17 protein-coding genes are annotated in these 18,084 nt (G+C 61.5%); 7 read left to right on the plus strand and 10 right to left on the minus strand.

Annotated elements, in window-relative coordinates; translation table 11 throughout:
* Nucleotides 1-25: 25 nt before the first annotated feature.
* The 5 genes from mnmC to P2T68_RS26000 all read left to right on the plus strand — a co-directional run bounded on the left by mnmC (nt 26) and on the right by P2T68_RS26000 (nt 7,649).
* Nucleotides 26-2,020: a bifunctional tRNA (5-methylaminomethyl-2-thiouridine)(34)-methyltransferase MnmD/FAD-dependent 5-carboxymethylaminomethyl-2-thiouridine(34) oxidoreductase MnmC gene (mnmC, locus tag P2T68_RS25980; RefSeq protein WP_024076613.1), complete on the plus strand. Its 1,995-nt coding sequence runs from the start codon at nt 26-28 to the stop codon at nt 2,018-2,020.
* 165 nt (nt 2,021-2,185) lie between these two features.
* Complete coding sequence (locus P2T68_RS25985; protein ID WP_277378474.1) at nt 2,186-3,958, plus strand: N-acetylglutaminylglutamine amidotransferase; 1,773 nt, start codon at nt 2,186-2,188, stop codon at nt 3,956-3,958.
* A gap of 3 nt (nt 3,959-3,961) precedes the next feature.
* Nucleotides 3,962-5,710, plus strand: a complete 1,749-nt coding sequence (gene ngg, locus P2T68_RS25990; protein ID WP_024076615.1) for an N-acetylglutaminylglutamine synthetase — start codon at nt 3,962-3,964, stop codon at nt 5,708-5,710.
* A gap of 467 nt (nt 5,711-6,177) precedes the next feature.
* Complete coding sequence (locus tag P2T68_RS25995; protein WP_069076725.1) at nt 6,178-7,362, plus strand: osmoprotectant NAGGN system M42 family peptidase; 1,185 nt, start codon at nt 6,178-6,180, stop codon at nt 7,360-7,362.
* Nucleotides 7,363-7,421: 59 nt separating this feature from the next.
* Entirely contained in the window at nt 7,422-7,649 is a 228-nt protein-coding gene (locus P2T68_RS26000; protein ID WP_003236706.1) for a YheU family protein, read from the plus strand.
* Between the two features lie 8 nt (nt 7,650-7,657).
* On the opposite strand, the gene csrA is transcribed toward P2T68_RS26000, so the two are convergent.
* Complete coding sequence (csrA, locus tag P2T68_RS26005) at nt 7,658-7,855, minus strand: carbon storage regulator CsrA (RefSeq protein WP_024076617.1); 198 nt, start codon at nt 7,853-7,855, stop codon at nt 7,658-7,660.
* Between the two features lie 188 nt (nt 7,856-8,043).
* Nucleotides 8,044-8,859, minus strand: coding sequence for an SDR family oxidoreductase (locus P2T68_RS26010; RefSeq protein ID WP_024076618.1), 816 nt, complete (start codon nt 8,857-8,859; stop codon nt 8,044-8,046).
* A 328-nt stretch (nt 8,860-9,187) separates the two neighbouring features.
* On the opposite strand from P2T68_RS26010, the gene P2T68_RS26015 reads away from it, so the two are divergent.
* Nucleotides 9,188-9,340: a DUF3309 family protein gene (locus tag P2T68_RS26015; protein ID WP_010208879.1), complete on the plus strand. Its 153-nt coding sequence runs from the start codon at nt 9,188-9,190 to the stop codon at nt 9,338-9,340.
* A 54-nt stretch (nt 9,341-9,394) separates the two neighbouring features.
* Here P2T68_RS26015 and P2T68_RS26020 read toward each other — a convergent pair whose 3' ends face one another.
* The 5 genes from P2T68_RS26020 to P2T68_RS26040 all read right to left on the minus strand — a co-directional run bounded on the left by P2T68_RS26020 (nt 9,395) and on the right by P2T68_RS26040 (nt 15,163).
* Nucleotides 9,395-11,482: an LTA synthase family protein gene (locus P2T68_RS26020; protein ID WP_277378475.1), complete on the minus strand. Its 2,088-nt coding sequence runs from the start codon at nt 11,480-11,482 to the stop codon at nt 9,395-9,397.
* Nucleotides 11,483-11,892: 410 nt separating this feature from the next.
* Complete coding sequence (locus tag P2T68_RS26025) at nt 11,893-12,084, minus strand: PLDc N-terminal domain-containing protein (RefSeq protein ID WP_024076620.1); 192 nt, start codon at nt 12,082-12,084, stop codon at nt 11,893-11,895.
* Nucleotides 12,085-12,151: 67 nt separating this feature from the next.
* Entirely contained in the window at nt 12,152-12,682 is a 531-nt protein-coding gene (locus tag P2T68_RS26030; protein WP_024076621.1) for a hypothetical protein, read from the minus strand.
* Between the two features lie 41 nt (nt 12,683-12,723).
* On the minus strand, nt 12,724-13,239 hold the full coding sequence (locus P2T68_RS26035; RefSeq protein ID WP_024076622.1) for an ankyrin repeat domain-containing protein: 516 nt from the start codon (nt 13,237-13,239) through the stop codon (nt 12,724-12,726).
* Between the two features lie 97 nt (nt 13,240-13,336).
* Nucleotides 13,337-15,163: a long-chain-acyl-CoA synthetase gene (locus tag P2T68_RS26040; protein ID WP_277378476.1), complete on the minus strand. Its 1,827-nt coding sequence runs from the start codon at nt 15,161-15,163 to the stop codon at nt 13,337-13,339.
* A gap of 399 nt (nt 15,164-15,562) precedes the next feature.
* Between P2T68_RS26040 and P2T68_RS26045 the strand changes: the two genes are divergently transcribed.
* The gene (locus tag P2T68_RS26045; protein WP_003172952.1) at nt 15,563-15,841 is read left to right on the plus strand and encodes a DUF3509 domain-containing protein; all 279 of its coding nucleotides are present in this window, start codon (nt 15,563-15,565) and stop codon (nt 15,839-15,841) included.
* Nucleotides 15,842-15,901: 60 nt separating this feature from the next.
* Here the strand turns inward: P2T68_RS26045 and P2T68_RS26050 are convergent, their stop codons facing one another.
* From P2T68_RS26050 to P2T68_RS26060, 3 genes are all read right to left on the minus strand, one after another.
* Entirely contained in the window at nt 15,902-16,180 is a 279-nt protein-coding gene (locus tag P2T68_RS26050; RefSeq protein WP_024076624.1) for a helix-turn-helix transcriptional regulator, read from the minus strand.
* A gap of 209 nt (nt 16,181-16,389) precedes the next feature.
* Nucleotides 16,390-16,920, minus strand: coding sequence for an acireductone dioxygenase (locus P2T68_RS26055; protein ID WP_024076625.1), 531 nt, complete (start codon nt 16,918-16,920; stop codon nt 16,390-16,392).
* Nucleotides 16,917-18,080 carry an MFS transporter gene (locus tag P2T68_RS26060; protein WP_277378477.1) on the minus strand — a complete coding sequence of 388 codons (1,164 nt, stop codon included), beginning with the start codon at nt 18,078-18,080 and terminating at the stop codon, nt 16,917-16,919. Before P2T68_RS26060 ends, P2T68_RS26055 begins: the two co-directional genes overlap by 4 nt.
* Nucleotides 18,081-18,084: the final 4 nt, after the last annotated feature.

Below are 18,084 nucleotides of genomic sequence, written 5' to 3' on the forward strand. Positions count from 1 at the left end.
CGGCCTTGCCTTTGCCGAGTCGCCCATGAACCCCGTAACCCACGCCCAGCTCGACTGGGATGACCAAGGTCGCCCGCACTCACGGGTATTCGACGACGTGTACTTTTCCGACAAATCGGGCCTGGAAGAAACCCGTTATGTGTTCCTCGAACAGAACCGTTTGCAGGAGCGTTTTGCTGCCTTGCCGGTGAATGGATGCCTGGTGATCGGCGAGACCGGTTTCGGCACTGGCCTGAATTTTCTCTGCGCCTGGCAGTTGTTTGAACAGCAGGCCGTAGCCGGTGCGCGCTTGCACTTTGTCAGCGTTGAGAAATACCCGCTGAGCCACGCCGACCTGCAACGCGCACTCGCCCTGTGGCCCGAGCTGCAACCCTTCGCCGAATCCTTACTGGCGCAGTACGTCGCGATCCACCAAGGCTTCCAGCGCCTGGTGCTGGCCAACGGCCGTGTGACCTTGACGCTGTTGATCGGTGACGCCCTGGAGCAATTACCGCAACTGGATGCGCAAGTCGATGCATGGTTTCTCGATGGCTTCGCCCCCGCCAAAAACCCCGACATGTGGACCGCCGAGCTGTTCGCCGAACTGGCACGCCTGGCGGCCCCTGGAGCGACCATCAGCACGTTTACCAGCACCGGTTGGGTGCGGCGGCTGATCAATGCCGCCGGGTTCAAGATGAAACGCACGCCGGGTATTGGCCACAAATGGGAGATCCTGCGGGGTGAATACCTTGGGTGGCCGGCCGACACCCCGCCGCCGCCCCCGGACAAACCGTGGTTCGCCCGTCCAACGCCGCTGCACGGTGAGCGCAGCGCCCTGGTGATCGGGGGTGGCCTGGCCGGCTGCGCTACGGCAGCCAGCCTCGCGGCACGCGGCTGGCGCGTCAAGCTGCTGGAACGACATGCGGGCCTGGCGCAGGAAGCCTCGGGCAACCCGCAAGGCGTGCTTTACCTCAAGCTGTCAGCGCACGGCACGGCACTTTCGCAGTTGATCCTCAGCGGTTTCGGCCATACCCGACGCCTGTTGGAACACCTGCACCGAGGCGTCGACTGGGACGGTTGCGGCGTGCTTCAACTGGCCTTCAACGCCAAGGAAGCCGAGCGCCAGGCACAGTTGGCCGGCGCATTCGCCCCTGGCCTGCTGCATCGGCTCGATCAGGCCCAGGCCCAGGCTCGTGCCGGTGTGGCGCTGGAGCATGGCGGGCTGTTCTACCCCGAAGGCGGTTGGGTGCACCCGCCAGCGTTATGCGAATGGCAAGCCCGGCACCCTCTGATCACCGTGCTGACGCATCACGAAGCCCTTGAGTTGCAACGCGTCGACGGTCAATGGCGCGCCCTGGCCGGCGACACCTTGCTGGCCAGCGCCAGTGTGGTGGTGCTGGCCAACGCAGCGCAGATCAAGCACTTCGCGTTCAGCGCCGACCTGCCCCTCAAGCGCATTCGCGGGCAAATCACCCGCTTGGCGCAAACCCCGGCGAGCCAGGCGTTGGCCACGGTGGTGTGCGCCGAGGGCTATGTGGCCCCGGCGCGCCTGGGGGAGCACACGCTGGGCGCCAGCTTCGACTTCAAGAGCGATGACCTGACCCCCACGGTCGCCGAGCATGTCGGCAACCTGGACATGCTGCGGGAAATATCCGTCGACCTGCTGCACCGCCTGGGCGCCGACCACCTTGCCGGCGAGGATCTGCAAGGCCGCGCCGCGTTTCGCTGCACCAGCCCGGACTACCTGCCGATTGTCGGGCCACTGGCCGATCGCGCGGCCTTTGACCACGCCTATGCGGCACTGCGCAAGGACGCCCGACAGGTACCCGAGGCCGCCTGCCCATGGCTCGACGGCCTGTATATCAACAGCGGCCATGGCTCCCGTGGGCTGGTGACCGCCCCCCTGTGCGCGGAACTGTTGGCGGCATGGCTGGACGATGAACCCTTGCCGGTGCCTAAAAGCGTGGCCGACGCCTGCCATCCGAATCGGTTCGCCTTGCGCGCATTGATTCGCGGCACGGGCGGCTCCTCTGCGCAGTAACGGGCCACTCGCCGCGCAGGATCGCACCGGAGCAGCCAAGGCTCTTGGCCTTATAACAGATTGTTCTAAAACTCCAATCATAGGGGCGTGTCAGTTTCTGGGTACGCGCCCTTTAGGCGCATTGAGTATTTACCCCTCCCCAACGGAAAAACCGGTAAGGAACTTATGTGCGGATTAGCTGGAGAACTACGTTTTGATGCCCAACCTGCCGACCTGGCAGCGATTGAACGCATCACCCATCACTTGGCCCCCCGTGGCCCCGACGCCTGGGGCTTTCATGCCCAAGGGCCGATTGCCCTGGGCCATCGACGCCTGAAAATCATGGACCTGTCGGATGGCTCGGCCCAACCGATGGTTGACGCCCAGCTGGGGCTGTCCCTGGCGTTCAACGGTGCAATCTATAACTTCCCGGAACTGCGCCAGGAGCTCGAAGCCCTGGGCTATGCCTTCTATTCCGGCGGCGACACCGAAGTGCTGCTCAAGGGCTATCACGCCTGGGGCGAGGCTCTGCTGCCCAAGCTCAACGGCATGTTCGCGTTTGCCATCTGGGAGCGCGACGCCCAGCGCCTGTTTATCGCCCGCGACCGCCTGGGCGTGAAGCCGTTGTACCTCTCACGTACCGGCCAGCGTTTGCGCTTTGCCTCAACCCTGCCAGCCCTGCTCAAGGGCGGCGATATCAACCCGATCCTCGACCCCGTCGCACTCAACCATTACCTGAACTTCCATGCCGTGGTGCCTGCACCGCGCACGCTGCTGGCAGGCATCGAAAAACTGCCGCCCGCCACCTGGATGCGCGTCGACACCAAGGGCAACACCGAGCAAAAAACCTGGTGGACCCTGCCCTACGGCCCGCGAGAGGATGAGCGCAACCTCACGCTGGAAGACTGGACCGACCGCGTGCTCGACAGCACCCGCGAGGCCGTGGCGATTCGCCAACGCGCCGCCGTGGATGTCGGCGTGCTGCTCTCCGGTGGCGTCGATTCGAGCCTGCTTGTCGGCCTGTTGCGGGAAGTCGGCGTGCAGGACCTGTCGACCTTCTCCATCGGTTTTGAAGACGCTGGCGGCGAGCGCGGCGATGAATTCCAGTATTCAGACCTGATCGCCAAGCACTACGGCACCCGCCACCATCAATTGCGCATCGCCGAAAGCGAGATCATCGAGCAACTGCCGGCCGCGTTCCGCGCCATGAGCGAGCCGATGGTCAGTCATGACTGCATTGCCTTCTACCTCTTGTCCCGGGAAGTGGCCAAGCATTGCAAGGTGGTACAAAGCGGCCAGGGCGCCGACGAACTGTTTGCCGGTTACCACTGGTACCCGCAGGTGGACGGTGCCAGCGATCCGTATGCCGCGTACCGCGAGGCGTTTTTCGACCGCAGCTACGACGACTACGCCGCCACCGCCGCTCCAAAATGGCTGACCGCCAACGATGCCGCTGGCGATTTCGTGCGTGAGCATTTCGCGATGCCCGGCGCCGATGCCGCCGTGGACAAGGCCCTGCGCCTGGACAGCACGGTGATGCTGGTGGACGACCCGGTCAAACGCGTCGACAACATGACCATGGCCTGGGGCCTGGAGGCCCGCACGCCGTTCCTCGACTACCGCCTGGTGGAGCTGTCGGCACGCGTCCCCGGTCAATTCAAGTTGCCCGACGGCGGCAAGCAGGTACTCAAGGAAGCGGCGCGCCGGGTGATCCCGAGCGAAGTCATCGACCGCAAGAAAGGCTACTTCCCGGTGCCAGGGCTCAAGCATTTGCAGGGCGACACCTTGAACTGGGTGCGTGAACTGCTGCTCGACCCCAGCCAGGATCGCGGCCTGTTCAACCCGGCCATGCTCGATCGCCTGCTGACTGACCCGCAGGGCCAACTGACGCCGTTGCGCGGCTCCAAGCTGTGGCAACTGGCAGCGCTGAACCTGTGGCTCAGCGAACAAGGAATCTGATCCATGAAACCGAATGCCGCGGCTTACAGCCAACGCTTGCTCAAGGGCCAGGCGCCGACCTATGAGCGCCTGCAGGCGCGCCTGGCCGAAGATGGCAGCCCACTGGCCGCCGAGCCGATTGCGGTGCATTGCGGCTGGGGCCGGCTGTTGATCGGCCACACCTTTCCCGACCCGGCCAGCCTGGCCCAGGAACTGCTCAACGAGCAGCCCGGCGAGCGCGACATCGCGCTGTACGTGGCTGCGCCCCAACAGATCCTCGGGATCGATCCGCAGCAGTTGTTCCTGGATCCGTCCGATACCCTGCGCCTGTGGTTCAGCGACTATCGCCCTGCCACCCGGGTGTTTCGCGGCTTCCGGATTCGCCGGGTCCAGACCGAGGCCGATTGGCTCGCGGTCAACCAGCTCTATCAGGGCCGCGGCATGTTGCCCGTCGACGCCGAGCGCCTCACGCCGCGTCATGAAGGAGGCCCGGTGTACTGGTTGGCCGAGGATGAGGACAGCGGCGCAGTGATCGGCAGCGTCATGGGCCTGAATCACCCCAAAGCCTTCCACGACCCGGAAAACGGATGCAGCCTGTGGTGCCTGGCCGTCGACCCGCAATGCACGCGCCCCGGCGTGGGCGAAGTGCTGGTGCGCCACCTGGTGGAACACTTTATGAGCCGTGGCCTGAGCTACCTCGACCTGTCGGTGCTGCACGACAACCGCCAAGCCAAGAGCCTGTACGCCAAGCTGGGCTTCCGCGCGCTGACCACCTTTGCGATCAAGCGCAAGAACGGTATCAACCAGCCGCTGTTCCTCGGCCCCGGCCCGCAGGCGGGGTTCAACCCCTATGCGCGGATCATCGTCGAAGAAGCCCATCGGCGCGGCATCGACGTGCAGGTGGACGACGCCGATGCGGGGCTGTTCACCCTCAGCCATGGCGGGCGTCGCGTGCGTTGCCGGGAGTCATTGAGCGACCTGACCAGCGCCATCAGCATGACCCTGTGCCAGGACAAGAGCCTTACGCACAAGGTATTGAAGGCCGCCGGTTTGAAACTGCCTTCCCAGCAACTGGCGGGCAGCGCCGATGACAACCTGGAGTTCCTCGACGAACACCAGCGCATCGTGGTCAAGCCGTTGGACGGCGAGCAAGGCCAGGGTGTAGCGGTGGACCTGCAAGAGATTGACGAGGTGCAACAGGCCATCGAAGCGGCGCGGCAGTTCGACAGCCGCGTATTGCTCGAGAGCTTCCACGAGGGTCTCGACCTGCGCATCCTGGTGATCGGCTTCGAAGTCGTGGCCGCCGCGATTCGCCGCCCGGCCGAAGTAATCGGCGACGGCCAGCACTCCATCCGCGCGCTGATCGAGGCGCAAAGCCGGCGCCGCCAGGCCGCCACCGATGGCGAAAGCAAAATCCCCCTGGATGCCGAAACCGAACGCACCTTGAAAGCCGCTGGCTACGACTACAACAGCATCCTGCCCCGTGGTGTGCAATTGGCTGTGCGCCGTACTGCCAACCTGCACACGGGTGGGTGCCTGGAAGATGTGACGGGCATCCTGCATCCCACCCTGGTCGACGCCGCCGTACGCGCCGCCCGCGCGCTGGATATCCCCGTGGTGGGCCTGGACCTGCTGGTGCCCGCGGCCGATCAACCGGAGTACGTGTTTATCGAAGCCAACGAACGGGCCGGGCTGGCAAACCATGAACCGCAGCCGACGGCAGAGAAGTTTGTGGATTTGTTGTTTCCACACAGTCAGCCGACCGCTCAATAAACCCTGTGGCGAGGGGGCCTGTGGTGGTAGCGATTTTTTGTGGCGAGCGGGCTTGTTGTGGCGAGCGGGCTTGCCCCGCGTTGGGCTGCGCAGCAGCCCCCCACATGTGCCAATGAGGTCTGACTGAAAGAGCGTGGTGCTTGGAGAGAGGGGGCTGCTGCGCAGCCCAACGCGGGGCAAGCCCTAATGCCGTTCAGTTAAGCGTACATCGCCTTCTGTAGGAGCGAGCTTGCTCGCGAAAAACGTCAACGATAACGCGTGTTTCCTGAGTGAACGCGGCGCCTGTGAGTTCTTCGCGAGCAAGCTCGCTCCTACAAAAAAGCCTTAACTGAACGGCATTAGGGCAAGCCCGCTCGCCACAACAAGCTAGCTCGCCACAACAAGTCCGTTTGCCACAACAAGCCAGCTCTCCACAACAAGCCAGCTCGCCACAAAACCGCCCTTATCTTATCCAGTCAGGAGTCTTTATGACCCGAACCATCCCCGAACCGGATCTCAACTACCTGCAAAAAGTGCTGCTGGAAATGCTCGCCATCCCCAGCCCCACCGGGTTTACCGATACCATCGTGCGCTATGTCGCCGAACGCCTGGAAGAGCTGGGCATCCCGTTTGAAATGACCCGTCGCGGCACCATTCGCGCCACCCTCAAGGGCCAGAAGAACAGCCCCGACCGCGCAGTATCGGCGCACTTGGACACCATCGGCGCCGCCGTCCGCGCGATCAAGGATAACGGACGCCTGACCCTGGCCCCCGTCGGTTGCTGGTCAAGCCGCTTTGCCGAGGGCAGCCGCGTCAGCCTGTTCACCGACAACGGCGTGATCCGTGGCAGCGTCCTGCCATTGATGGCCTCAGGGCACGCATTCAATACCGCCGTGGATGAAATGCCGGTGAGCTGGGACCATGTGGAGCTGCGCCTGGACGCCTACTGCGCGACCCGTGCCGACTGCGACTCCCTGGGAATCGGCATCGGTGACTACGTGGCGTTCGACCCCCTGCCCGAATTCACCGAAAGCGGCCATATCAGCGCGCGCCACTTGGACGACAAGGCTGGTGTCGCCGCCCTGCTTGCCGCACTCAAGGCCATCGTCGACAGCGGCGAACCCTTGCTGATCGACTGCCACCCGCTGTTCACCATCACCGAGGAAACCGGCAGCGGCGCAGCGGCTGCCCTGCCCTGGGATGTGAGTGAGTTTGTCGGCATCGATATCGCACCGGTCGCCCCTGGCCAGCACTCCAGCGAGCACGCGGTGAGCGTGGCGATGCAGGACTCCGGCGGGCCGTATGACTATCACCTGTCCCGCCACCTGCTGCGCCTGGCGTCGGACAATGAACTGCCGGTGCGTCGCGACCTGTTTCGTTATTACTTCAGCGATGCCCACTCGGCGGTGACCGCTGGCCACGATATCCGCACCGCGCTGCTGGCGTTTGGTTGCGATGCGACCCACGGCTACGAGCGCACCCATATCGACAGCCTGGCGGCCCTGAGTCGCCTGCTGAGCGCGTATATCCTCAGCCCCCCCGTGTTTGCCAGCGATGCGCAACCGGCCCAGGGTTCACTGGACAGGTTCAGCCATCAGATCGAGCACGAAACGCAGATGGAGAGCGACACGCGTGTGCCGCCGGTAGATAGCCTGGTCGGTCAGAAGTCCTGACGCTGGCAACAATGGTCCCGGCGCAGTAGCATCGCCGGGATTCTCTAGTTGAGGCTTGTATGCTGATTCCCTACGACGCACTTGAAGTCGACACCCTGACCCGCCTGATCGAAGACTTCGTCACCCGCGACGGTACCGACAATGGCGACGACACGCCCCTGGAAACCCGGGTATTGCGCGTGCGCCAGGCGCTGACCAAGGGCCAGGCATTGATCGTATTCGACCCCGACAGCGAACAATGCCAGTTGATGCTCAAGCACGACGTGCCCAAGCATCTGTTCGACTGAGCGCGGTTTCAGGCGTTGGGTTGCGGATGGGCGGCGGCACCCTGGCGTTCGACGATCTTCTCAAACACCTCGGCGCGGTGCACATTGACGCCCGTCGGCGCTTGGATGCCGAATTTAACCTGGGTACCGTTCAGTTCGAGGATGTGCAAGGCGATGTCATCGCCAATGGAGATGATTTCGCCTACGGCGCGGCTTAAGACCAGCATGGCGGTTGTCCTTTTCGAGTGACAGGACCTTGACCTTGCGCGCTTGGATTTGTGGCAGCAATGGCTTGCGGCTAAATCAGGCAGCGCCTACATAGGCGGGTAAATTGCCTGACAGACAGAGGCTTGGTTGTGGCGGGTTTAGCGGGGCATATCCGTTACCAAGGAAACGGATATGCACACCATCCCAATCACCCCCTGACAGCCTGGGCCTTCGCGCGCATCTTATCCGCCATCACGGTCATCTCGTCATACAGCAACTGCGGGTTCTTCTGCTTCAACGCCCACGCCATCCGGCCCTGCTCATGGGGCAGGATCATGAACTCGCCCTGGGCCACCCGCTGGTAAATGTAATCGGCGATATCCGCCGCCGAAATCGGTGAGCTCTCGAGCAACTTGCCCACCTGCGCTTTCATTGCCGGGGTCGGTCCACGGAACGAGTCCAACAGGTTGGTCTGGAAAAACGACGGGCAGACCACGTGCACCCCCACTTCCTGCTGCTTGAGCTCCACCAACAGGCTTTCCGATAGCGCCACTACGCCGGCCTTGGCCACGTTGTAGTTGCTCATGGCCGGGCCCTGCATCAGTGCTGCCATCGAAGCAATGTTGATGATGCGGCCCTTGCTCTTTTCCAGCAGCGGCAGGAACGCCTTGCAGCCCTTGACCACGCCCATCAGGTTGATCGCGATCTGCCAGTCCCAATCCTCCAGGGACAGTTCGGCGAAGAACCCACCGGAGGCCACGCCGGCATTGTTGACGATCACATCTATGCCACCCAGCTTCTCCTCGCAGGCCTGGGCAAAGGCCGTGAGCTGACTGTAGTCGCGCACGTCGCAGCGCTGGATAAAACCGTCGCCACCGGCCTCGCGTACCCGCTTCAAGGTTTCCTGCAGGCCCGGCTCACTGACATCCGACAAGGCCAGTTGCCAACCCTCGCGGGCCCAGCGCAGAGCGATTTCACGACCCAGGCCGGACCCGGCGCCAGTGATCATCATGCGATTTTGCATAGAAAGTAGCCTTGTGGTTCACAGAAGAAGTGATCGGCAGTGTAGCGAAGGTTTTTCCTACACCCACGCACCATCAGAGTGATGAATGCCCCAGGCAAACCGCGGGCTCGGTCGGATACCTGCCCACAGGCTAAGTTCAATCTTTTTCAACTAAGCAGGTGCATTGGCGAGGGTATTAAAAGAAATAAGCGACGCTGCAAAACGCTTTAAAAAAACATGGAATTTTCCACGCAGGCGCACAGTCGGAGTTATTAAGGCGTCCGTATTCAACTGTCGGGCCTATCGTTAAATAACCGGTCTTTACAGAAGGCCTACAAGGAAAAAAACTATGAGCCTCATTCTGATCATTATCCTGATCCTTCTACTGGTCGGTGGCCTTCCAGTGTTCCCGCACTCCCGTAGCTGGGGTTATGGTCCGTCGGGTATTCTCGGTGTGGTCCTGGTCGTGCTGCTGGTGTTGTTGCTGCTCGGCAAGATATAAAAGCCGGGCAAAAAAAGAGGCCTTCTTGAAGGCCTCTTTTTTATTGCCGGTCAATTAGTCCGGCTTGCCATCAACCACCCCTGCGGTGTTATCCAACAGGCTCTTGGTTGCGGTCTGCAGGAACGATTCAAGCTTCTGCTTCAGTGCAGCTTCGTCCGGCGAATCAGGAATGACCTTACCGGTTGGGTCGGCGCCCAGTTCGTATTCCCACAACTTCGGTGGCATTTCCTTAGGCAACACCAGCACGCGGTCGCCAGTGAGCAACGCCACGGTCTGGTCGCTGCCCGAAGGCTTGATCACGCCGAAGCCCTTGTCGCCTTCCGGCAGGTTCAGCAGGTCACGCCCCCAGCACTGGTGCAGGGTGTCGCCGCCAAGGCGCCCCATGATAGTCGGGACGATGTCGATCTGGGTGCCCACGGTGTGGTCACGCTCGCCGAACTTCTCCTGGATACCCGGTGCGATCATCAGCATCGGCACATTGAAGCGGCCCAGGTCCATTTCGGTGATCTGCTGTTCATTGCCAAAGCCGTGGTCACCCACGATCACGAACAGGGTTTCCTTGAAGTACGGCTCTTTGCGGGCCTTTTCAAAGAACTGGCCCAGGGCCCAGTCGGAGTAGCGCATGGCCGTCAAATGCTCGTCGAGGCTGCCACGGCCGGTCACTTTATCCACCGGCAACGGGTTGGGCAGCGCGTACGGCGTGTGGTTGGACAGGGTTTGCAGCAATGCGTAGAACGGCTTGCCGCCTTCGCGGGCCTTCAACTCTTCCAGGCCACGGTTGAACATGTCCTGGTCGGACACGCCCCAGGTCGGGTCGGAGAACACCGGGTTGACGAAGTCATTGCGGCCAATGAAGTTGGTCATGCCCTGGTTGCTGAAGAAACCGGACTGGTTGTCCCAGGCGAAGTCGCCGTTGTAGACATACACGTCGTCAAACTTGCGCGCACTGAGCAACTGCGGCAGGCCCGACAGCTTGTGACTGCCTTCGGGGGTCTGCATCAGGTATTCGAAGCCCGGCAGGTTCGGGAAGCAGGCCATGGTGGCGAACATACCCTGGTGGGTGTGAGTGCCATTGGAGAAGAAGCGGTCGAACAGCAGGCCTTCCTTGGACAACTTGTCGAAGTACGGCGTGATATTGCCCGGGCGACCCAAGGCGCCCACCGAGTGACCGGCGAAGCTTTCCATCAGGATCACGACGACGTTCTTGATCGGCAGGGTTTTTTCGGCCGGCGGCGTGTAGTCACGGCGCACGGCGGCGGTGTCGGTATCCACCAGTTTCTCTTGCGGCAAGACCAGCATGTCGCGCACGGTCTGGGTGGCCAGCGGTTGATCCAGGGTGGCTTTCCAGATGTTGGAGCGTTCTTCGGAGAAGCGCGACTTGGCCGCGGCGATCAGCGACAAGGTGCCATTGAGGCCCAACTGGTTGGCGAAGTTCGACTCGGTGGTGTAGACGTCACCCCAACGCAGCGGCGGGCCCTGGCGCAGGGTGCCACGAGCAGCGACGACCGCGACCAGCAGGCAAACCACGAACACCGCGATGCGCGAGTACCACGGCGCCACCTGGCGGGTACCGATGCTGCCACCGCTGAACGGGCCGCGCGGGCGCGTGGCACGGTCGGCACCCTTGAAGGCGATGCTCAGGATCAGCGTGCCCACGGCCCAGGCCAGCAGGTAGCGCACCACTGGGAAACCGTACCAGAGCATGCTCATCACGGTCTTCGGGTCTTCCTTGACATATTGGAAGACCAGGCCGTTGAGGCGCTGGTGGAATTCGCGGTAGAAGTCCATCTCCATCAAGCCCAGGAACAGGGCGATGCTGGACGCAACGGTCAGCCACAAACGGAAGAACCCACGCGCGGCCATGGCCCGTACGCTGAACAGGGCCAGCAGCAGCGGGATCAGCACGTACACCACCAGGCGAATATCCAGGCGCAGGCCGTTGGCGAACGCTTCCAAGAAGGTCGAGGCCGGGGTGTCGAGGATCATCTCGCGGTTGTAGGCCAGCAGCGCCAGGCGCAGCAGGGAAAACATCACCATCATGACCAGTGCGCAAAGCAGCGTGTACGCCAGATGGGATTTGACGGTCGGTTGCAGCAGGCGATTAGAAGCTCGCTGCTGACTCAGGGCGTCCGGGTTTGCCATGTCGTTTCAGGACCCATTGGAAGTTTAAGTTGCGAAATAAAGCAATGGCGCTCGGCCTCGCCCAGGCTGGCTGGGGGTAGGCGGTTTGCGCGGTGGCGCAAATGGTGCCCGATCAATGCGAGCAACGCTATTAATTACTGAATGTGCGCCCCCCTTCTGCCGTTAACGGCACTGGAGATAGAGCCTTGGGGCGGCGATTCAAAGCGGGCGAATTGTCTTGGATGGGATGTGAAAATTTCGTGCAGCGAATATTTCGACACACAAATCTCTGGAGTGCGCTGAAGACCACTGTGGGAGGGGGCTTGCTCCCGATAGCGGTGGGTCAGCCAACTCATCTGGCACTGCCACACCGCTATCGGGAGCAAGCCCCCTCCCACACTTATTGCTCACACGCCAAAGGGAGTGAGGGGTCAGATCCGCACATTACCGCGCGGCCCGGCGATCGCCCAGATGATCAGGCCCAACACTGGCAGCAACAGGATCAACAGGATCCAGAGCACCTTGGCCCCGGTGCTTGCGCCGCTTTGGAACACATTGATGATCGCCCAGATATCCAGCGCCAGGATGATCAACCCGATCAGACCGTTGAAAGTAGAACCCATGGTGTCGCTCCTAAGTGAGGGCATGCCCTTGTAGGATAGTCAGCCCTGGCGGGGGTTCCGTTTTATTTCAGACGTGAACGGCCACCTTCAACGCTTCCAGGGAAGGCTCGCCCTTGATGCCGACTTCGGCACACAGCGCCAACACGCGCGCCAGGTCGTTGCCGTACACCAGCACCGCCTGGATCTCGTCATCCAGCGGTTGGCTGAAGTTCATCAACACATAGCCGCCGTCTTCCGGGCTCAGGGCGCTCATCTGGATCTGGATGCGGTTGAGGGCGGTCAGCGCTTCGGTCTTGGCCAGTTGCTTGGGCTTGAGGTTGAATGCCACGCCCGGGCCGAACGACGCGACGATCTGGGCAAACAGATCACTGTAAGTATCGGCCTGGAACAGCACGGTGTCCGGCAGGCTGCCGACCACCACCCACTCCCCCAACGGGATCGGGAAGGTGTCGTCGTAGTTGATGTCCGGATTGGCCGCCAGGAAGGCCGCAGGGTCTGCGTAGGCCTGGGCGGCCTCTTCGGCGATGCGCGCCACCTCGTCGTCGCTCATGAGGCCAGTGCTGATGTTGCTGATGAGTTCGACGAGGGCGGTTTTCATGGGGCGATCCTGTGACGGGCTGGTTTTCGAGGGCGCGTAGCCTACACCAGTTTCTGCAACTGCGCCGCCGTATCCATCGCGCCCATGGTCTGCGCCGCTGCCAGCACCGTCGCACCCTGGGCATCGACCGCCCTGGGGTTCGCGCCCTGGCCCAGCAGGTAGTCCACCATCTCAACGCGGTTGAACATCGCCGCCATCATCAGTGCCGTGCGGCCGTCCGAGGATGCTGCGTCAACCGGCGCGCCACCCTCGATCAGGGCCTTGACCACGGGCAGGTTGCCCTTGAACGCCGCGCCAGCGATCGGCAGTTGGTTCTTGTCATTGGCGATCAGCGGGTCAGCCTTGAATTCCAGCAGCACTTTTACCGCCTCGGCGTGGCCATGGTAGGCCGCGAGCATCAGCAAGGTGTCGCCGTTGTGGTTGCGCAGGTTGGCCGGCAAGCCTTTGGCCAGCAGCGCGGCGAGCATGGCCGCGTCGCCTTTGCGGGCCACGTCGAAGACCTGCTCGGCAAACTCGGCGGCTTCGTCTTCGGTCATTCGTTTGGCGTGGTCTGACATGGGGAGGCTCCTGTTCTGGTGCTTTATATGGCGCCCAGTGTCGCGATGGAGTTCCCCACTGTCATGGCTTTTTTGTCAAAAGCCTTCATAGACACAATCAATAGCGAAACTCACCGCCCTGGATCTGCGCCAATAATTGACCGGTGACCGGCACGTAGCTGTCCGAGCCCGGCAACCACGCGTAGACCGGATCGTTGCCCGCCTTGTCCGGGTCGAAGGCTTCTTCCTTGAGCCGTACCTTCTGGTACTTGAAGGTGCCAGTGGTCTCCATCTTCACCTTGATCCGCAGGAATAACGGCACCGCATAGTGCGGCAATTGACCATGGGCGAATTGCAGCAGTTCGCGCATATCCAGGGCCGCCAGGGATTCACTGGGAGTGATGGCGACCATGCCTGCGCGGCCGTTGGTGTTTTCGATCTCGACACCATAGGCCACGACCTCGGCGATCTGCGGGTGTTGCAGCAGGATGTTCTCGACTTCGGTGGTGGAAACGTTCTCGCCCTTCCAGCGATAGGTATCCCCCAGGCGATCGACAAACTGCGCATGGCCAAAGCCGATGCTGCGTAACAAGTCGCCGGTATTGAAGTAGCGATCGCCCTTTTCGAACACGTCGGTCAGCACCACCTTGCGGTTCTTTTCCGGGTCGGTGTAGCCATCGAACGGCGACTTTTCATCAATCCTGGCCAGCAACAGGCCCTGGCCGCCCGTTTGCACCTTGCGCATGAAGCCATCACTGCCCCGCAGCGGTTCGCCGCTCTCCGGGACGTAATCCACCAGCGCCCAATGTTGCAGGCAAAAGCCGATGGTGTTGTCGAAGTTCAACACGTTAGTAAAGCCGATATTGCCATCGCTGGCGGCATACAGTTCGCAGATATGCTCGACGCCAAAGCGCTGTTTGAATTGTGCCCAAACACCGGGGCGCAAGCCGTTGCCGACCATCTTGGTCACCTGGTTATCGCGATCCTGGGTACTGGTGGGCTGGTCAAGCAGGTAGCGGCACAATTCGCCGACATACCCGAGGGTAGTGGCGTTGAATTTGCGCGCATCGTCCCAGAACTGGCTGGCGCTGAATTTGCGCCGAATGGCGAATCCCGAGGCACCAATGATCGCCGCCCCCCAGCACACGCACAGACCGGTGGCGTGGTACAGCGGCAAGGTGCAATACATGACATCGTCCGGGCCCATGTCCAGGGCGATGCTGCCGAAACTGACGGCGGTCCTGGTCCAGCGACCATGTTTCATGATGCCGGCCTTGGGCAGGCCGGTGGTGCCGGAGGTGTAGATATAGAAGCAGGGGTCGCTGAAGAAGATCCGGGCACTGCTGGCGGGGTTGTCTGGCGAACAGTCGGCACTGGCGGCCATCAGGTCGACATACCCCTCGGGGGCCACGCTGGCATGCTGATCCGCGACGAACCAGGTGCGCTCCGCCGGGATCGACACTTGATCGCGCACCACCGTATAGGCATCCACCAATTCCGCGCCGACCACGATTGCCACCGGGTTGACCAGGTTCAGGCTGTGCACCAACGCCGCCTGGGTTTGTGCGGTATTGAGCATGGCGCAGATGCCGCCAAGCTTGGCCACCGCCAGCACGTTCAGCAGCAACTCGGGACGGTTTTCGATAAACAGCGCGACGACGTCACCCTTGCCGATGCCTTGGGAGGCCAGATGATGGGCGATACGGTTGGCACGCTGGTTAGCGTCGCGGTAGCTGAGCACGCTGTCGCCGTAGAGCAAGGCGGCGCCATCAGGGTTACGCAGGGTGGCTTGTTCGAAGTGCCAGCCCAGGCCGCAAGGCTGCGCCGGGTCGGTGACATTCGCAGCGCGCATGCCGCGCACCACTCGAGGCAAGGCCCGCACGATGGCTGGCACCTTACGCAGCATCATGCCCCAGGTGATCATGTCGTTTGGCTGATGGCTCATGGCGGAACATCCTTTTTCTTATTCTTTATCTGATCCGGAAACACCGGCGCCTTGCGAAGGCAGGAGGCCGAATGCCTTGCAGGAAAATACGCCAGCGATTCTTCAGCTGTACACGCGGGATTTGAAAAGTTTTGTATCCCCTGCCCCTCGTCGGCTGAAAAAAGGGAATTTAGTCACGTACTGACAGTCTTTACCCTTGAGCACCCGCCGCGACGGGCCTATCGAATAGCGCAAAATGCAGGATGCATGATGGCCATTCATGCAAATTGCACGAAACCGAAAATTCTGAATATTTTCAACCTGTTGATTTATAAAGATTTTTTATAAATTCATTAGCTGGCACAATCACTGCACCTATCACTCCATGCTTGCCAACTTGAGCCAACGGAGCTGATAGACATGAGCCTGATCCAAGATAAATTCGCCTCAGTATTCTCCAACTACGACGTCACCACCCAGCCACGTCCCGACGGCGGTATCCTGTTGACCCTGCGCAACAGCGAAGGCAAGCAGGTCAAGCGTTCGATCTCTTACCAGCAGTTGCACACTGCCGATCAACTGACGTGGGTGATCAGCGCGATTCGCCGCGACCTGGCCGAACAAGCCAGTGAGCTGCCGCAGATTTCGATGCTGCAAAGCCAGAACCGCTTTGCCTTGCCGACCTACCATTCGGCCTGAGCTATCCAGCAATAAAGAGGGCCGCGACGCCATCAAGCGTCGCGGCCCTTTTTTATGCGTTCAGTACAGGCCTTGCCGAACCGCTTCATTCATTGCCTGCACGCGGTTGGTGACCTGCAACTTGCCATAGATGTTACGCAGGTGAAATTTCACCGTGGCTTCGGAACTGGCTCGAATCTGGCTGATCTCCCAGACAGTCTTGCCCTCCAGGGCCCAGCGCAGGATTTCCTGTTCCGCGGGGGTCAGGGGCTTGCCGGACAAGCTCAGGCGCTTTCTCACCGCTGTGGACACTTCGTCCTGCGTCGGTGACGATCGATCCTGCTCCTGTTGCGCGCTCATTCATCTCTCTCCTTTTATTTGCGGACGCCGTCCTAACCTTCGGATTTCTCCTATTGACAGACAGCATAAACATCGAGGTTTGGAGAGATTTACATAACGAACGGAATTAAAGAGCAAGACCTGCAAAAACAGCCAAGTCTTACACTCCAATAAGGTTCTTCCCACAATACTTTTCCGCATAGGCGGGTTGAACAATCGCGAACCAGCGACTAGTCGTCCAATCCTGGAAACCCAGCGGCAAGCTCACTCCCGGTAAACTCAGCGACCGCGTGCCCAGGCTGGTGGGATAACTGCAAGATCACGCAGTGCGGGTGCTCTCCCATATCGAACCAATGCGGCAAGCCGGCCGGGATCACCAGCAGGTCATTTTTCTCACAGCGTACGCCGTACACATAGTCACCGATGTGCAAGCTGAACAGCCCCTGGCCGGCGATAAAGAACCTGGCCTGGTCCGAGCTGTAGCGGCGCTCATCGAGAAGGCCGGCGCGCAGCTCGGTGCGTTGCGGGTGGTCGCCGGTGACGCTGAACACCTCAATGCAGCCGTAACCGAGGGCGTCGATCCGGGGCTGGCACGCGGCGATCATTTCAGCCTCGCTGGCACCTTTTGCCAGTGGGCCTGGTTGCCAGCGCTCGAACCGCACACCGTGCTCGGCCAGGGTCGAGACGATGTCGTCGAAATGGGTCAGGACCTTGTTCGGGGTATCCGGGGTGGTGACGGAGTAAACGGCTACATAACTCATTGGACGGTTCCTTGGTTCTGCTCTTTCAATCGAAAGCCGATGATAAGGGCGGCGGCCAGGGCCGCGACGCTGGCGATGCTGAACGTGAGGGTCGGCCCCAACAGGTTCCAGCTATAGCCGGCATACAAAGCGCCAAGTGCGCCGCCGGTGCCGGCCAAAGCTGCGTACAACGCCTGGCCCTGACCCTGCTGGCGGTCGCCGAAGCTGCGTTGCACAAAGGCAATCGCCGCCGCATGAAAACTGCCGAACGTTGCCGCGTGCATCACTTGCGCCAATAGCAACACCCAGAAAAACTCGGCAAACGAGCCCAGCAGCAACCAACGCAGCGCCGCCAGCAGGAAACTGGCCAGTAACACACGACGCACGGAAAAGCGCGTAAGGATGCGACTCATGGCCAGGAACATCAGCACTTCCGCGACCACCCCCAGGGCCCAGAGCATACCGATCACGCCTCGGCTGTAGCCCAAGTGCTCCAGGTGCAGGGTCAGGAAGGTGTAGTACGGCCCATGGCTCATTTGCATCAGCGCCACACAGGCATAAAACGCAAGGACCCCGGGGCTGCGCAATTGCGTGAGGAAACCCTCGGCAGCCAGGCGATTGCCCTGGGTGGCAGGCTGCGCGTTCGGTACCCACAGGCTGGCGCCGATGATGCCGGCCATGATCACCACGACCACCACCGGGTAAATATCCAGGCTCAGCCAGTCGAACAGGCGACCCATGATCACGACGGTGAGGATAAAGCCGATGGAGCCCCATAGGCGGACCTGGCTGTAGCGCGAGGTTTGTGTGTGCAGGTGGGCCAGGGTGATGACTTCAAACTGCGGCAGCACCGCATGCCAGAAGAACGCGTGCAAGGCCATCACCAGCGCCAGCCAGGCGTAAGTCTTGCTGATGAAAATCAGGCAAAAGCTCGCCAGGGTGCACACCGCGCCAAAACGCACGATGGCCAGGCGCCGACCGGTATAGTCGCCGAGCCAGCCCCACAGGTTGGGCGCCACGCAGCGCATCAGCATGGGGATGGCCACCAGTTCGCCGATGCGCGCGCTGGAGAACCCCAGATGATCGAAGTAAAGCGCCAGGAATGGCGCTGTCGCCCCCAGCAGGGCGAAGTAGAACAGGTAGAAGCTGGAGAGGCGCCAGTACGGGACGGGGGGTGTCATGTTG

Origin of the sequence: Pseudomonas sp. G11 (assembly GCF_029457515.1) — a bacterium.
Taxonomy (GTDB): Bacteria; Pseudomonadota; Gammaproteobacteria; order Pseudomonadales; family Pseudomonadaceae; genus Aquipseudomonas; species Aquipseudomonas gorinensis.

Coding starts and splice junctions, on each gene's coding strand:
- mnmC (WP_024076613.1), top strand. CDS start 26: ATGAACCCCGTAACCCACGCCCAGCTCGACTGGGATGACCAAGGTCGC.
- P2T68_RS25985 (WP_277378474.1), top strand. CDS start 2,186: ATGTGCGGATTAGCTGGAGAACTACGTTTTGATGCCCAACCTGCCGAC.
- ngg (WP_024076615.1), top strand. CDS start 3,962: ATGAAACCGAATGCCGCGGCTTACAGCCAACGCTTGCTCAAGGGCCAG.
- P2T68_RS25995 (WP_069076725.1), top strand. CDS start 6,178: ATGACCCGAACCATCCCCGAACCGGATCTCAACTACCTGCAAAAAGTG.
- P2T68_RS26000 (WP_003236706.1), top strand. CDS start 7,422: ATGCTGATTCCCTACGACGCACTTGAAGTCGACACCCTGACCCGCCTG.
- csrA (WP_024076617.1), bottom strand. CDS start 7,855: ATGCTGGTCTTAAGCCGCGCCGTAGGCGAAATCATCTCCATTGGCGAT.
- P2T68_RS26010 (WP_024076618.1), bottom strand. CDS start 8,859: ATGCAAAATCGCATGATGATCACTGGCGCCGGGTCCGGCCTGGGTCGT.
- P2T68_RS26015 (WP_010208879.1), top strand. CDS start 9,188: ATGAGCCTCATTCTGATCATTATCCTGATCCTTCTACTGGTCGGTGGC.
- P2T68_RS26020 (WP_277378475.1), bottom strand. CDS start 11,482: ATGGCAAACCCGGACGCCCTGAGTCAGCAGCGAGCTTCTAATCGCCTG.
- P2T68_RS26025 (WP_024076620.1), bottom strand. CDS start 12,084: ATGGGTTCTACTTTCAACGGTCTGATCGGGTTGATCATCCTGGCGCTG.
- P2T68_RS26030 (WP_024076621.1), bottom strand. CDS start 12,682: ATGAAAACCGCCCTCGTCGAACTCATCAGCAACATCAGCACTGGCCTC.
- P2T68_RS26035 (WP_024076622.1), bottom strand. CDS start 13,239: ATGTCAGACCACGCCAAACGAATGACCGAAGACGAAGCCGCCGAGTTT.
- P2T68_RS26040 (WP_277378476.1), bottom strand. CDS start 15,163: ATGAGCCATCAGCCAAACGACATGATCACCTGGGGCATGATGCTGCGT.
- P2T68_RS26045 (WP_003172952.1), top strand. CDS start 15,563: ATGAGCCTGATCCAAGATAAATTCGCCTCAGTATTCTCCAACTACGAC.
- P2T68_RS26050 (WP_024076624.1), bottom strand. CDS start 16,180: ATGAGCGCGCAACAGGAGCAGGATCGATCGTCACCGACGCAGGACGAA.
- P2T68_RS26055 (WP_024076625.1), bottom strand. CDS start 16,920: ATGAGTTATGTAGCCGTTTACTCCGTCACCACCCCGGATACCCCGAAC.
- P2T68_RS26060 (WP_277378477.1), bottom strand. CDS start 18,080: ATGACACCCCCCGTCCCGTACTGGCGCCTCTCCAGCTTCTACCTGTTC.